We start from the raw sequence: 13432 nt of genomic DNA on the forward strand, positions 1-13432 counted from the left end.
CCTGATCCCCTGCAAATCACTCAGAGGATTGAATCACGCGTCCCAAGTACCGGCAATACCGAGTTTTTCAACAGTATCGGCCCGAAGCGGCCATTCCGGCAAGGTCCCGAGTCAGGCAATAAATCTGGCACGAGCGAGGAAACAAGCGTAGCTTCGGAAGCTAGAGTTCCCGCCCCTGACCAACGCAAGAGCGAGGCCTTCTCTACACCTTTGGGAGAGGTGGCTATGGAAGCAGTTCGCGCAGAACGGCGGCTGGTGGCAATTCTTGCCGTCGACATTGTCGGTTATTCGCGACTCATCGAAGCCGACGAGGCCCGGACCCTGGCTGCAATCAAGGCATGGCGTTCCGAAATCTTCGATCCCTTTATGGAAGATTATCACGGACGCATCGTGAAACTCATGGGCGATGGTGCGATCGTGGAATTTGGCTCCGTCGTCGACGCCGTGGCTTGCGCAGTCGCGTCACAAAGTAAGGTCGCTGCGTGCCAAGTGGATGTCCCAGTCCAGCGTCGACTTCTCCTCCGCATGGGCATCAATCTCGGAGATGTGGTTGTCGACGAGGATGATTTGCTGGGCGATGGCGTCAACGTCGCGGCTCGCCTTGAGCAGATGTGTGAGCCAGGGGGACTTTTCGTATCTGGCACTGCTTTCGATCACTTGCAGGGCAAGTTCGAATTGCCGCTGGAATTTATCGGCGAGCAGCATGTGAAGAATATCCAGCGGCCCGTCCGTGTCTACCGGGTGAGGTTCGAGGGAAATACTCGGCTGCGACGCTTCAACCTCAAAAGCTTTCGCCGTTGGAGAATCCCGGCTGCTTTGGCCTTCCTGCTCCTGATAAGCGTTCCAGCAGTTTGGCTGGCCCAAACGCGCGAAAGTGCTGACGCGGCGTCCGTTGCGCGGATGGCTTTTCCGCTACCCCAAACGCCCTCCATCGCCGTCCTGCCATTCGACAATCTCAGCTCTGATGCGGGGCAGAGCTATTTTGCCGACGGGATGACCGACGACTTGATCACCGAACTCTCAAAACTGTCTGGCATCTTCGTGATCGCGCGCAACTCGACCTTCACCTACAAGGGCAAGCCCACCAAAGTTCAGCAGGTGGCCGAGGAACTGGGCGTCCATTACATCCTGGAGGGCAGCGTACGTCGAGAGGGAAACCATGTTCGTGTCAATGCCCAGTTGATTGACGCGATCGACGGACATCACCTCTGGGCCGAGCGCTATGATGGGGAAATGAGCGGCGTGTTCGGGCTGCAGGACAGGGTGATCGGACAGATCGTTTCAACTCTTTCAGTGAAGCTGACGAGTGCCGAGCGAAGCGTGGCAGCGGTGCCGGAAACGACGAATCCGCAAGCCTACGATTCGCTGTTGCGGGGTTGGGATCATCTTCGCCGGGACAGCGAGGCCGAAACGGCCACGGCCTCCGACTTCTTCCAGAAGGCGATCGTACTCGATCCAAACTATAGCCGCGCCTATGCGTCACTGGCAGCAGCAAACTGGCGGACGAGCATCTTGTCCTGGGATTTTTACCGTCGGGAGACCGCTTCAAAGAACCTCATCAGAAATCTAGCAAAGGCTATGGAGAAGCCGACGCCGCTTGCCTATGCGATATCGGCGCAGGTGCTTGCGCAGCAGGGTCGCTATGACGAAGCATTCACTGCCATCGACCGGGCGATGAAGCTTGCGCCGAATGATCCTGACAACCATGTCGGCCTGGCGCGGATTCTCAACGCGAAGGGACGCGCAACTGAGGCGGAACAGCAGGCCCGCCTGGCGATGAGGTTCGATCCCCATCCCTCGCGTGCAACGCTGCGCATGCTCGCAGTCTCGTTCTTTTCCCAGGGAAAATATGTCGAAGCCGTCGACACCTTTGAACGCGTGATCGGCAAAAAGTCCGATCTCCGGGCAGATTACGCCACCCTGATAGCAAGCTACGGACATCTCGGGCGCACTGACGGCATTCAGACGCTGATCGACCAGTATAACACGCTGGCCATGTCCTTCTTGGGCGATCCGCTCACCGTCCAGGAAAGTGCTTATGATTGGTATGGTAGCGCATTCAGCTACCATAGGCCTTACATCACGCGCCTGCAGGAGGGACTCCGCAAGGCCGGATTGCCCGAGGGGGCTGGCACAGACCTCGCCCTTGACGACTACGTGAAGTTTATGGCGCTGACCAAGGGCGAACTCAGTGTCGACAGAACCATAAAAATCGATGTCACGGAAGCAAAGGCGCTGCTCGCACGCGGCGTGCCCTTCATCGATGTGCGTGCTTCGCTTAACTATGACAATGGCCATATCCCCAAGGCCATCAACCTATCCCTCGTCACCGGCCTATCAAAGGAAAGCCTTGCCATGGTGGGGGGAAAGGAAGGTGAGGTCGCCTTCTATTGTCAGGGCAAGAGTTGCACCTATGCCGCTTATGCTTCGGCCAAGGCGATCGCCTGGGGTTACACGCACATCTACTATTTTGCCGGCGGTTTTTTGGAGTGGGACGACGAGGGCTATCCACTTGTAATCGAGGTCAAGAGATAGATTGAGCAAGAGCCACATGAAACCATGTGGCCACCAAACGCAATCCGGATCATTGTGACCACCTTTGGCGCAATCCAGTCGTTCAATGTCTTGCAGAGATGACCTTCACACGTGTTGTGACCCGAACGGTTAGCTGCGCTACTTTCGCAAACAGTCTGTATGTCTTGAATGTGCCGAGCCAGGCACGCAAAGTGCTTCCCGGCCTCTCACTCCACCAGCCCCGCCTTGCGCAACCCTTCCACTCGACGCTCAAAATCATCCGGGTTGCGGAAGGGCAGGACGCGGCGGCGGCGGGGGATGGAGAAATTGGGGTTGAGTTCCAGCGCGCGGTTCCAGGCCTGGCGGCTTTGGTCCAGATGGCCGAGATGGCCGTGGCAGGAGGCGAGCAGGGCAAAGGCGGTTTCCGAATGCGGGTTTCGCATCAGTCGGGCCTCGATCGCCAGGATCGCCGTTTCGTAAGCGCCGAGCGAAAAGTGGGCGTCGGCGAGGAACTGTAAAAGCACTTCGGGATAGAGCGGGTCGAGCCGCATGGAGATGTCGAGTTCGTCGAGCGCTGCCTTCGGTTCGCCGGAGAAGATCAGCGCATGGGCGAGCGCCATGTGGAGCTGCACCGAGTTGGGCGCCAGCGCCAGCCCCAGATGCGCCTCGTCCCGCGCCCGGTCCAGCTCTCTCATCCACATGCAGGCGACGCTGAGCGCGCAGTGGCAGTCGGGCTGGTCGTCCGCCATCGCGACTGCCCGTTCGGCAAGCGCACGGCCGGTGCTCAGCGACTGCTCGGGATCGGCGCTCCAGTCGTTGATATAGTCGAGCACATGGGTGAAGGCGATGAGCGCATGGGCGGCGGCATAGTCGGGGTCGATGGCAACAGCGGCTTCGGCGAGGCTGCGTGCGGCAGCATTGGCGAGCAGCGTGTGCGCAGACGCCTGCTCGCGGCCGCGCAAGAGCAGCTCGTAGGCCTTGACGTCGACCGGGCGGCCGCCGGCAAGCGAGCTTTTGTCGCCGCCGGTCAACTGGACTTTCAGCGCAGTGACGATCTCCCGCGTCAGTTCGTCCTGCACCGCGAAGATATCGGTGAGATCGCGGTCGAAGCGATTGGCCCAGACGTGGCCGCCATCGTTGGCGTCGATCAATTGCGCGGTGACGCGCACGCGGTTGCCGGCCTTGCGCACGCTGCCTTCGAGCACGTAGCGCACGCCGAGCGCCTTGGCGACCTCAGGCACGGACACCGCCGCGTTCTTGTAGACGAAGGACGAGTTGCGGGCGATGACATGCAGCTCCGACAGCCGGGAAAGGTCGGTGATGATGTCCTCGCTGATACCGTCGGAGAAATATTCCTGCTCGGCATCGCCGCTCATGTTGTCGAAGGCGAGCACGGCGATCGAAGGCTTTTCCGGCAGGCGGTACGGGCTCGGCGGCTGCGCCTTTGCCGGCGTCGGGGCAGGGGCGGGGCCATTGGCCGCGCGGGCAACGCCGATCTCCAGCGCGTAGATCCGGATCGGCTCGACGATGTTCTTCAGCTGCGTGGCACCAAGGTCGGTTGCCGTAAGGTCCAGCCGCGCCTTGACCTGACGGTAGGCATCCTCGGAAAGGCAGATCGCGCCGGGGCGGGCGATGCCTTCCAGCCGCGAGGCGATGTTGACGCCGTCGCCCATCAGGTCGCCGTCGCTTTCCTCGACGACATCGCCGAGGTGGATGCCGATGCGGAACTCGATGCGCCGGTCCTCGGGCACGCCGGCGTTGCGCTCCAGCATGGCGCTCTGCACCTCGATGGCGCAGCGCACGGCATCGACGACGCTGCGGAACTCGATGAGGCTGCCATCGCCGGTGCGCTTGACGATGCGGCCGTTGTAGACGGCGATGGTGGGGTCGATCAGGTCGCTGCGCAGCGTGCGCAGCCGCGCCAGGATACGCTCCTCGTCGGCGCCGGCGAGCCGGCTGTACCCGACCACGTCGGCGACAAGGATGGCCGCAATTTTTCGCGTATCGCTCATGGCAGCTCCGACCTGATACCAACCTGCACCGATATTGACCTCCTGCGCCGGAGCGATTTTGTTCTCCGGCAAGAAGACAACCGGAGCCGGACCCAAGCGGTCCGGTAAGGATTGTCGACGCCATCAGCGGGCCAAAAGTGTCCGGCCCTTCGGGTGGGCCGCCTGTCGACCACCGGCCGCGTCGCAATCCTTAACCGATGCCAAGGCATCGCTCCGAGGTCTGCTCCTCGCCGGATGACCGCACACGGTCCCACGCAATCGGTCATATCAGCACAGACTGATATGACGCAGATTACCACAGCGGCAAGGCGGCCGCCTCTCGTCTCTCTACCTCATCTTTAGAAGTTGCCTATCGCACCAAAAGTGGCACACTTCCCGCCTTGTATGGCTGAAGCCAGCATATTCAAATGATGGGGTCTATCGTGACACTTGCAATCAACGACATCGCACCGGATTTCCAGGCGGAAACCACGGAAGGCAAGATCCAGTTTCACGACTGGATCGGCGATTCCTGGGCCGTGCTGTTCTCGCATCCGAAGGATTTCACGCCAGTCTGCACCACCGAGCTTGGCTACATGGCCAAGATCAAGCCGGAATTCGACCGGCGCGGGGTAAAGATCATCGGGCTCTCCGTCGATCCGCTCGACCGCCACGCCGGCTGGGTCAGCGACATCGCGGAAACGCAGGGAGCCACGCCGAACTTTCCGATGATCGCCGACGTCGACTACAACGTGTCGAAGCTCTACGGCATGCTGCCGGCGCCGGTATCGGGCGACCCGACGCAGCGCACCGCCGCCGATAACCAGACTGTGCGCAACGTCTTCGTCGTCGGGCCGGACAAGAAGGTCAAGCTGATCCTGATCTATCCGATGACCACCGGTCGCAACTTCGACGAGGTGCTGCGGGTGATCGATTCGCTGCAGCTGACGGCCAAGCACAAGGTGGCAACGCCGGTGAACTGGAAGAACGGCGAAGACGTGATCATCGCCGGCTCGGTCAGCGACGAGGAAGCCAAGCAGAAGTATCCGGAAGGCTGGCGCGCACCAAAACCCTATATCCGGATCGTGCCGCAGCCGAAGTAATCGCGGGAGGCGGCCTGCCGCGCCCGCGCCACTGCATGACGCCCTGGGCCGGAGCCGGTCTCGGCAAGGATCATGCAGCCGCTTCTTGAAGTACGAGACATCCCGCGGATGAGATTTGTCCCGCGGGATGCAGCGGGCTTGCACTAAAGCGCGTCGCGATCTCTAGGATTCGCTTGCTGCGCTTTACGCTCTTGTTTTTGCGCATGTCGTCATCGCAAAACCGCTGAGCACTTTTGCGCGACATGCTCTAGGGAGAAACCGATGATCTTCCGCCAACTCTTCGACAGTACGTCCGGCACCTATACCTACCTCATTGCCTCCAGGCAGGGGGGAGAGGCGCTGATCATCGACCCGGTTCTGGAAAAGGTCGACCGCTATCTGCAGCTGGTGCGCGAGCTTGACCTGAAACTGGTCAAGGCGGTCGACACGCATCTGCATGCCGACCACATCACCGGGCTCGGGGCGCTGCGCGATCGCACCCATTGCATCACCGTCATGGGCGAGCAAACGGCGGCCGATGTGGTTTCGATGCGGGTGGCCGAGGGCGACCGTGTTTCGATCGAGGGCCTCAGCCTCGACGTGCTCTACACGCCTGGCCATACGGACGACAGCTATTCGTTCCTGACGGGTGGGCGGGTGTTTACCGGCGACACGCTGCTCATCCGCGGCACGGGGCGCACGGATTTCCAGAACGGCGACCCGCGCCAGCAATATGATTCGATCTTCAACAAGCTCTTGAAGCTGCCCGACGACACCCTGGTCTATCCGGCCCACGACTATAAGGGCGACACGGTCTCGACCATCGGCGAGGAAAAGCGCTTCAATCCGCGCCTCAAGGTGCAATCGGTCGACGAATATGTCGACCTGATGAACAATCTCAACCTGCCGAACCCGAAGATGATGGATGTGGCAGTGCCGGCCAATATCCATGTCGGCCTGCATCAGGACGAGATCGCCGCCAAGGGCTGGGCGGTTTCGGCGGTGGAAGCCCTGGCGCTCAGGGGCCGTTCGGATGTCGCAATCGTCGATCTGCGCGAGAAGGCGGAGCGGGAAAAGCACGGCGCCATTCCCGGTGCGCTGCACGCACCCTATCCGGAACTGCGGGAAAACATCGGCGCTGGCGGCATGCTGCATGAACTGGCGCTTGCGACGGGCAAGCGCATCGTTTTTTATTGCGCCTTCGGCGAACGCTCGGCGATGGCGGTCCAGGCGGCGCAAGCCGCCGGACTGATCAGCGCCTGCCATATCGAGGGCGGCATCGATGCCTGGAAAAAGGCAAACGGGCCGCTGGTGCGCTAAGGCGCCGCGCGTCGAACATGACGCGCGAACGACGCTGTAACGCTTTAAAGTTACTGCATGATTTCTCCTTGGATCGGATCCGATCCAAGGGCTGATCCCTAGCCAGCTCGGAATGGCGGCCGGTCCGGGAATAGGTGAGATGTTCCCTGTTTGCTTGAGGGCGCTACGCCTTGCCCATGAACTGGGAGAGGGCGGCGAAGTCGTCATGCAGATGGCCCGATGCAATCGCCCGGCTGAAGATCGCGTCATAACCGTCGACTACGGTCCGATCGATGCTGCGCGCTTCCATCAGGTCCTTGAGATGCTGGAACGCGCCGTAATGCGGCGAGATCGACGACAGCGTTTCCGCGTCGCTGGCAAACCGTCCGGCACCGGTCCGCTTGATCAGGTCGGCGACCAGCCCTTCGACGACGGGCGCGGTCGCCTTCCATTGGCGTCCCAGTTCGCCAACGTCGATGTCTTCGGCTCGGCAGACGGCGATCGCGTGCAGCCCGCCGAAGAGCGCCCCCCACATCAGCGCGAGGAGGGCGCTATCGAGCGCGTTGGCGCGCCCCGGTTCGGTGCCGATGTGCTGGACATTGCCGCCGAGCGCGCGAAACACAGTCTCGTTGGCGGTGAAGGGTTCAAGCGCGCCCGATAGCAGGATCGTGCCCGCATCGGTGCCGATGAAGTCGGGCGTCGCCAGGATGGCGCCATCGATGTATTGGGCGCCATGGGTCGCGGCCCACCCGCTGGTTTCGCGCGCGCCCTCAGGCGTCCCCGAGGTCAACTCAACGATCAGCTTGCCTGCCAGGCCGGGCGCAACGTCGTTTGCGCGCAGCAACGCTGCGGTGGCGGCATAGTCGCTGACATTGACGATGACGATCTCGGACGCGTCAATCGCCTGGCGGACGGTCGGCGCTAAGGTGGCGCCGAGTGCCGTGAGCGGCTCGGCTTTCTCCCTTGTCCTGTTCCAGACCGTGGTGCGATACCCGGCCTGGAGCAGGGCGCGCGCCAGCGCCGATCCCATGCGTCCCGTTCCCAAAACACTCATTGATGGCTTCATTGCAAAACTCCATATCCGTTGGCGCGACGCTTTTGCCGTCGCTGGCCAGAGGTATGGTGGCGCCGGACGTGCGCAATACGCACCGGCCGGTAAGCGCTTACCGTGGGGTAAGTGCTTACTCCCCGGATAGTAAGGAGGATATCGTGAACCCGACCATGGAAAATTGCGGCTTTGCCACCGCACTCAAGGCGATCGAGGGCAAGTGGAAGGTCGATATCCTCTGCGAGCTTGGAAAGGCGGCGCGCCGGTTTGGCCGCCTACGCCAGTCCATCCCGGCGATCAGCGAAAAGATGCTGGCCCAGCCGCTGCGCGAGCTGGAGGCGGATGGACTGGTCGATCGTACGGTTTATTCGTCGCTGCCGGCAAAGGTTGTCTACTCCCTGACGGAGCGCGGCGCGGCGCTCAACGTTGCGGCCGCCGCCTTGTGTCGTTGGGGGGAAGAGGGCGGTCGGCATGGCAAGGGTTCAGTGGCCGTCGTCGACGATGCTGTGGTTGCCTGAGGCGGTTGGGGTGACCGGTGCGAACATTGGGCAGGGACAAGCTGAGCATGCCCCGCCGCTTCCGATGATTTTTTCGTGCCTGTTACCCTGGGAACACCTCCTGGCAGATCGCTCGGCTAATATCCAACACATGCAAGGCAAAGACCTTTGCCAAGAGCAATGCGAACCAACTGATCGCCTCCCAGTCAGCTGGTTCACGTGATCCCAACGAGCCTCCCCGTTGGTGATCCGCATCTGCCAAAGACCCGTCGCGTGCTGACCGCGGCGGGTCTTTTCTCGTTTGGCCGTGGCGTCGCGACAGATCACGCCTGAACGGCGCTGCGACGCTTGAAAGCTGCCGTGGATTGCTCCCTGAGCCAGATGCCAAACGAAGGAGCATGCCGTCGATGATGTCGCGGTGGCGGCAATGGGCCGCATGCCAACGCCTTGCTGCGGTTGCACTCTTGCTTGACACCCATTCTCATGCTGCCACGATCCGGCCGCCGGTTTCTGCCCCCGGTGCTGTCGACCACGGTTCCCAAGGAGAGTGTCATGAAGACGTGCCTGCGTGCTGCTGCCGCAATCGCTGCATTTGCTCTGGCCGGCGAGGCCGTTGCCGGCATTCCGCTGGTCAATGCTTCCTGCCCTGGCAATATCGAGGTGCACGCCGATGAGGGCGGGCCGATCTATATCAACGGCAAGGAAGGCAAGCTGAAGAAATTCAACGACAACTACTTCGAAGCCAAGGGCGGCGGGGTGACGATTTCGCTCAGCGTCAACCCGGACGGTTCGCCCGCCGTCTCCTATACTGGTAAGGGCGGAGCCAACGGCATCTGCACGATCAAGTAGGCGCATCTGCCGGCAGGCAGCGCCGCTCGCCGAGGAATGCATCGCGGGCGCGGACGCCACGCCCGGCCGACAAACCAACCCAGCCGCGTGCCCGGTCAAGGCTGCCATCGGCCGGGCGGGATGCGCGCAAGTTAGGCCATCGAAAATGGTGTACGGAGCCCTTACGTATTTCCGTAGTCGATCTTGCTCCTTGCTAAGAACACAATGTGCCTGTAAAGGGTCTGCCATCGATCTTGCTTGCTGAGCTTTGTTTTCTCGCCGACCGGCGTTCAAGCTGACCTTTCCTATCAAAATCGATCTTACTGCCTTGTCCGGCCCAAAGTCGGGAGGCGAACTTTTGATTGAAAGGAATTTCTTATGAATACTGGAACCGTAAAGTTCTTCAACACCACCAAGGGTTTTGGCTTCATCGCTCCGGACGACGGCGCAACCGACGTTTTCGTGCACGCTTCTGCTGTTGAACGCGCTGGCATGAGCTCGCTCGTTGAAGGCCAGAAGGTCCGTTTCGACATCGTTCGCGATGCACGTTCGGGCAAGAGCGCTGCCGACAACCTGTCGGCTGCGTAATCACCGATATTTCGTCTCTGGTCCTTGACCACGGATGTACTGGCACTGGCCATTGAGACGATATTGAGAAGGTCGGGATTTCCCGGCCTTTTTCTTTGGGCGCTTTTCAGCCCGCAAGACTGCGACGCGTGGCGATTGCCGTCGTCACAGACGACCGCGCCCTCGGGCTCGCCCGTCTGCCTGCGCCCTTGCCGTCGTGGCGCGTGTTCAAACAAATCCCGTTGCCACCGTTCACAAGAGGCGATGCCGCTCCAGCGTTTCGCGGCCGCGCCGCGATTTGACGGCGCTCTCGTTCGCACCCTTCTGCTCGTCGTCCGACAGGGTTTTTGGCTTGCGGAGAGACGGTTTTCGCGTCGGCGGCTTGGTGATGGGCACCATGGCCGGCGCGCCTTTCCACTGGAGCAGCTGTCTCAGTTTTCCGTAATAGGTCATGGCGGTTCCTCGGTTGGAGCATTTCCAGGAAAAGTGCGAAGCGGTTTTCCGTCCGGAAATGCGTAAAAACAAACAGATAGAGCGTTTCCGAAGCGATCTAGTGGCGGGGCATGCCCCACTCGATCGGCTCCAGGTTTTCCTCTTTGCTGACGCGGTCCTGGCCAAGTTCGTCGTTGCGAATTCTGTACTGGGGCTGGCTGTCGCGAACGGGCATGATGGCGGTGATGCGGTAGGTTTCCGCGGCAATCGGCGAGATATGGCTGCGATCCCTGAGACGGACCGATAATCCAACGGCGAAGCGATGTGCGGGCATTGGTTCTTGACCTCTTCAGGGTTGGGGTGCCGGGACGAAGGCATGCTTGGCGCGGTCGATAGCGATGATGCGATCGAGCTCATCCGGCGCGATTGCGACCATGCGCATGCGATGGTCATTGTCCGCGGTTGCCGGCACCTTGATGAAGGTGGCGACGCGATGATAGGCGAGCCACGAAATGCCTTCGATCAGTTCCTCGTCATCATCCACCTCATAGTCTCCAGCCGCGAGCACTCCTTCGACATCCGGCAATTGGAAGGGTTCACTGAAGTGGACGGTGCGGTGCTTGGTTCGGCTGAACATGACGTCTCCTTCTAAAGCGGGCCGCGATCTCCGAGGGGCGCTTATTGCGTTTCAAGCTCTTGTTTTTGCGCATGCCGTGATCGCAAAACCGCTACGCACTTTTGCGCAATGTGCTCTATCGCCGGCATTTGCGCGGCGTTGCGACTACAGCGCCGCGCGTCTTATTAGACGTGCAAAGGTCGCTGTAGCCCTTTGAGTGGCTGCATGTTTTCATCCTTAAATCGAATAGGATTTAAGGAAACAGGCAGTAGGACGATCTGTTTCGACTGCGTCAGAGCCGCAGGTTGCGGGCGGCGATGCGCCCCTTTTCGTCTTTCCAGATCTCGAAGCGGAAAGTCTGCCCGGGAAAGATCGATTTGATGCCTGACCTATAGAGCGCCCGCGCATCGACGTAGACTGCGCGACCACCGTCTTCCGGCTGAACGAAGCCGTAGCCGCGATTGAAGTCGAAACGCATGATCGTTCCTGTGATCATGTCAGCACATGGGCGTTCGAGGGATGTCGAGCGTGCGCGGCGCGCACACTTCAACGCTCGATATGGGGAAAGATGGCGGGTCGAGAGCCTCTGACGCCGCGAAAAGCCATAATGGCCAATGTCGATAAGATACTGTGAGCTTTAATTGCGTCTAACGCAAGGTCGCCACGAATTCGACCAGATGAGTTGCAATCGCGTTCCTGTTCGCGTCATGCGTCAATTGTCCGGGGGATCGTTCTTGTTCGTTGCTCATCTGCCGGCGGGCTACCTGCTCAGCCGTTTCATCGCGCGTGGTAGACCGACTCAATCCGGCGCGATCATTGCCACAGGGATTGTCTGTTCGGTGCTGCCGGATTGTGATCTCGCCTATTTCTATCTGGTCGACGGCCGGCGAACGGCGCACCATGACTATTGGACGCACACGCCGCTGTTCTGGCTGGCTGCCGCAGCAGCTCTGGCGCTGGCGTTGACGCTGAGTGGCAGGCGCAATCAGCTCATTCTCGTCAGCGTCGGGCTCGCGAACGTGCTGTTGCATCTGCTCCTGGACTCGGTCGCCGCCGATATTCGCTGGTTCCATCCGTTATCGGATCTTCGCGTGAACCTCGTGCACGTCCAGGCGCTCTACAAACCCTGGTATCTCAACTTCCTCTTCCACTGGACCTTCATGGCCGAGCTGCTGATCGTGGTTTCGGCCGCCGTCGCCGCCACGCTCGACTGGCGGCGATGGCGCGGCCGGGTGGCTGCACTGCCTGCGGTCAAATAACGGTTGGACCATAGCTCGCCAGCTCTGGGGACAACTGCCGGCTGATAGAGAAAATCACAGCCATTTCAACGTCCGGTGTAACCGGGCGTTGACGGATGTCGATCCTGTAGGCATCCTGCCGGCCAAAGAAGACAGGGCGGCGGAAAACGGCGCCGGGGCCGGTAAGCGGCCCGGATACAGGAACAGTTGCATTCGATGGGGTGCGGGTACGCCCGCTCCCGGGGTGCGGGTACGCCCGCTGCCTGTGCCGCTTTCAATACGCATTCGCAAGTCATTCAAGTCGATCGGTCAATGCTGTTCGGAGGGGACTGTGAAGAGACGTCTAGAGTTCTGCATGTCTGCTTGCCTGGTGCTTCTGCTCGGCTCCGCTGCCCCCGTGATGGCGGCGGATCTGGTGATCGCCATGCCCAACTGGCCGTCCGGCCAGGCGACGGCCAATATCCTCAAGGTCAGCATTGCCAAGAAATTCGGCCTTGATGCCGAGGTCAAGGAGCTCGGCACGCTCAACGCCTTCGTCGGCTTCGAGACCGGCGATGTCGATATCCAGCCGGAAGTCTGGCAGCCCAATTTCGGGGACATCGTCAAGAAATATGTGACAGACAAGGGTGTGGCAACGCTCAGCGCACGCAGCGTGCCCGCCTGGCAGGGGCTCTGTGCCACGCCGGAGGCGGCAGCGACGATCAAGACGATCGCCGACCTTAGCGACCCCGAGAAGACCAAGATCCTCGACACCGACGGCGACGGCAAGGGCGAGCTCTGGATCGGCGCGCCGACCTGGCTTTCGACCGGTATCGAGCGCACCCGGGCCAACAGCTATGGCTATGGCGCCAACCTGACGCTGTTCGAGGCGGAAGAAGAGGTGGCAATGGCAGGGGTTGACGCGGCGATCGCGACGGCGCGGCCGATGGTGTTTTACTGCTATGCTCCGCACCACGTCTTCGAGCTGCACAAGATTGCGCGCATCGAGGAGCCGCCGCACGATCCGGCCAAGTGGAAGATCGTCGGTGCGGATGACCCCTTGTGGATCAGCAAGTCGACGGCTGCGACCTCCTGGGACGCGGCGCATTTCCAGATCGCCTACGCCACCGGCTTCGGCAAGAAACATCCTGACATCGCCAAGTTCCTGGATCAGGTCGATTTCTCGCCGGAAGAAGTGACGAAGATGAGCTACGCGCTGGAGGTCGAGCGGCAGGCGCCGGCCGACTACGCGAAGAAATGGGTGGACGACAACACGGCACGCATCGACGGGTGGGCGAAACCATGACGACAACACCGGATCGAAACGCAGCCGATGCAGGA

General features: G+C 61.0%; 14 protein-coding genes. 8 read left to right on the plus strand and 6 right to left on the minus strand.

The window, feature by feature from the left end; genetic code table 11:
- Positions 1-225: 225 nt before the first annotated feature.
- Positions 226-2535 carry a rhodanese-like domain-containing protein gene (locus tag C6558_RS08775; RefSeq protein WP_025427580.1) on the plus strand — a complete coding sequence of 770 codons (2310 nt, stop codon included), beginning with the start codon at positions 226-228 and terminating at the stop codon, positions 2533-2535.
- A 206-nt stretch (positions 2536-2741) separates the two neighbouring features.
- Here C6558_RS08775 and C6558_RS08780 read toward each other — a convergent pair whose 3' ends face one another.
- The gene (locus C6558_RS08780; RefSeq protein ID WP_057206253.1) at positions 2742-4526 is read right to left on the minus strand and encodes an adenylate/guanylate cyclase domain-containing protein; all 1785 of its coding nucleotides are present in this window, start codon (positions 4524-4526) and stop codon (positions 2742-2744) included.
- 422 nt (positions 4527-4948) lie between these two features.
- Here C6558_RS08780 and C6558_RS08785 point away from each other — a divergent pair, with 422 nt between their 5' ends.
- Together C6558_RS08785 and C6558_RS08790 are read left to right on the plus strand one after the other, a co-directional pair.
- Positions 4949-5608 (plus strand): peroxiredoxin, encoded by a 660-nt coding sequence (locus tag C6558_RS08785; RefSeq protein ID WP_025427578.1) that lies wholly within the window; start codon positions 4949-4951, stop codon positions 5606-5608.
- 261 nt (positions 5609-5869) lie between these two features.
- On the plus strand, positions 5870-6907 hold the full coding sequence (locus C6558_RS08790) for an MBL fold metallo-hydrolase (RefSeq protein ID WP_025427577.1): 1038 nt from the start codon (positions 5870-5872) through the stop codon (positions 6905-6907).
- Between the two features lie 163 nt (positions 6908-7070).
- Here the strand turns inward: C6558_RS08790 and C6558_RS08795 are convergent, their stop codons facing one another.
- Positions 7071-7952, minus strand: a complete 882-nt coding sequence (locus C6558_RS08795; RefSeq protein WP_057206190.1) for an NAD(P)-dependent oxidoreductase — start codon at positions 7950-7952, stop codon at positions 7071-7073.
- 143 nt (positions 7953-8095) lie between these two features.
- Between C6558_RS08795 and C6558_RS08800 the strand changes: the two genes are divergently transcribed.
- From C6558_RS08800 to C6558_RS08810, 3 genes are all read left to right on the plus strand, one after another.
- Complete coding sequence (locus C6558_RS08800; protein WP_082523501.1) at positions 8096-8452, plus strand: helix-turn-helix domain-containing protein; 357 nt, start codon at positions 8096-8098, stop codon at positions 8450-8452.
- A 531-nt stretch (positions 8453-8983) separates the two neighbouring features.
- On the plus strand, positions 8984-9280 hold the full coding sequence (locus tag C6558_RS08805; RefSeq protein WP_025427574.1) for a hypothetical protein: 297 nt from the start codon (positions 8984-8986) through the stop codon (positions 9278-9280).
- Positions 9281-9637: 357 nt separating this feature from the next.
- Positions 9638-9847, plus strand: coding sequence for a cold-shock protein (locus C6558_RS08810; protein WP_025427573.1), 210 nt, complete (start codon positions 9638-9640; stop codon positions 9845-9847).
- Between the two features lie 231 nt (positions 9848-10078).
- Here C6558_RS08810 and C6558_RS39625 read toward each other — a convergent pair whose 3' ends face one another.
- From C6558_RS39625 to C6558_RS08830, 4 genes are all read right to left on the minus strand, one after another.
- Entirely contained in the window at positions 10079-10279 is a 201-nt protein-coding gene (locus C6558_RS39625; protein WP_025427572.1) for a hypothetical protein, read from the minus strand.
- A 97-nt stretch (positions 10280-10376) separates the two neighbouring features.
- Complete coding sequence (locus C6558_RS08820; protein ID WP_025427571.1) at positions 10377-10592, minus strand: hypothetical protein; 216 nt, start codon at positions 10590-10592, stop codon at positions 10377-10379.
- A 15-nt stretch (positions 10593-10607) separates the two neighbouring features.
- On the minus strand, positions 10608-10895 hold the full coding sequence (locus C6558_RS08825; RefSeq protein ID WP_025427570.1) for a hypothetical protein: 288 nt from the start codon (positions 10893-10895) through the stop codon (positions 10608-10610).
- Between the two features lie 271 nt (positions 10896-11166).
- Positions 11167-11352, minus strand: coding sequence for a cold-shock protein (locus C6558_RS08830; RefSeq protein WP_057247483.1), 186 nt, complete (start codon positions 11350-11352; stop codon positions 11167-11169).
- Positions 11353-11608: 256 nt separating this feature from the next.
- On the opposite strand from C6558_RS08830, the gene C6558_RS08835 reads away from it, so the two are divergent.
- Together C6558_RS08835 and C6558_RS08840 are read left to right on the plus strand one after the other, a co-directional pair.
- Positions 11609-12133: a metal-dependent hydrolase gene (locus tag C6558_RS08835; RefSeq protein ID WP_084815346.1), complete on the plus strand. Its 525-nt coding sequence runs from the start codon at positions 11609-11611 to the stop codon at positions 12131-12133.
- A gap of 334 nt (positions 12134-12467) precedes the next feature.
- Positions 12468-13397, plus strand: coding sequence for a glycine betaine ABC transporter substrate-binding protein (locus C6558_RS08840; RefSeq protein ID WP_207207598.1), 930 nt, complete (start codon positions 12468-12470; stop codon positions 13395-13397).
- The last annotated feature ends 35 nt before the right edge of the window (positions 13398-13432 follow it).

Origin of the sequence: Ensifer sp. NM-2 (genome assembly GCF_003024455.1) — a bacterium.
Taxonomy (GTDB): Bacteria; Pseudomonadota; Alphaproteobacteria; order Rhizobiales; family Rhizobiaceae; genus Ensifer; species Ensifer canadensis.

Excerpts from the sequence above, each read along its gene's own strand:
- C6558_RS08825 (WP_025427570.1), bottom strand. The coding sequence starts at position 10,895 with ATGTTCAGCCGAACCAAGCACCGCACCGTCCACTTCAGTGAACCCTTC.
- C6558_RS08780 (WP_057206253.1), bottom strand. The coding sequence starts at position 4,526 with ATGAGCGATACGCGAAAAATTGCGGCCATCCTTGTCGCCGACGTGGTC.
- C6558_RS08830 (WP_057247483.1), bottom strand. The coding sequence starts at position 11,352 with ATGCGTTTCGACTTCAATCGCGGCTACGGCTTCGTTCAGCCGGAAGAC.
- C6558_RS08790 (WP_025427577.1), top strand. The coding sequence starts at position 5,870 with ATGATCTTCCGCCAACTCTTCGACAGTACGTCCGGCACCTATACCTAC.
- C6558_RS08805 (WP_025427574.1), top strand. The coding sequence starts at position 8,984 with ATGAAGACGTGCCTGCGTGCTGCTGCCGCAATCGCTGCATTTGCTCTG.
- C6558_RS08820 (WP_025427571.1), bottom strand. The coding sequence starts at position 10,592 with ATGCCCGCACATCGCTTCGCCGTTGGATTATCGGTCCGTCTCAGGGAT.
- C6558_RS08775 (WP_025427580.1), top strand. The coding sequence starts at position 226 with ATGGAAGCAGTTCGCGCAGAACGGCGGCTGGTGGCAATTCTTGCCGTC.
- C6558_RS08840 (WP_207207598.1), top strand. The coding sequence starts at position 12,468 with ATGTCTGCTTGCCTGGTGCTTCTGCTCGGCTCCGCTGCCCCCGTGATG.
- C6558_RS08810 (WP_025427573.1), top strand. The coding sequence starts at position 9,638 with ATGAATACTGGAACCGTAAAGTTCTTCAACACCACCAAGGGTTTTGGC.
- C6558_RS08795 (WP_057206190.1), bottom strand. The coding sequence starts at position 7,952 with ATGAAGCCATCAATGAGTGTTTTGGGAACGGGACGCATGGGATCGGCG.
- C6558_RS39625 (WP_025427572.1), bottom strand. The coding sequence starts at position 10,279 with ATGACCTATTACGGAAAACTGAGACAGCTGCTCCAGTGGAAAGGCGCG.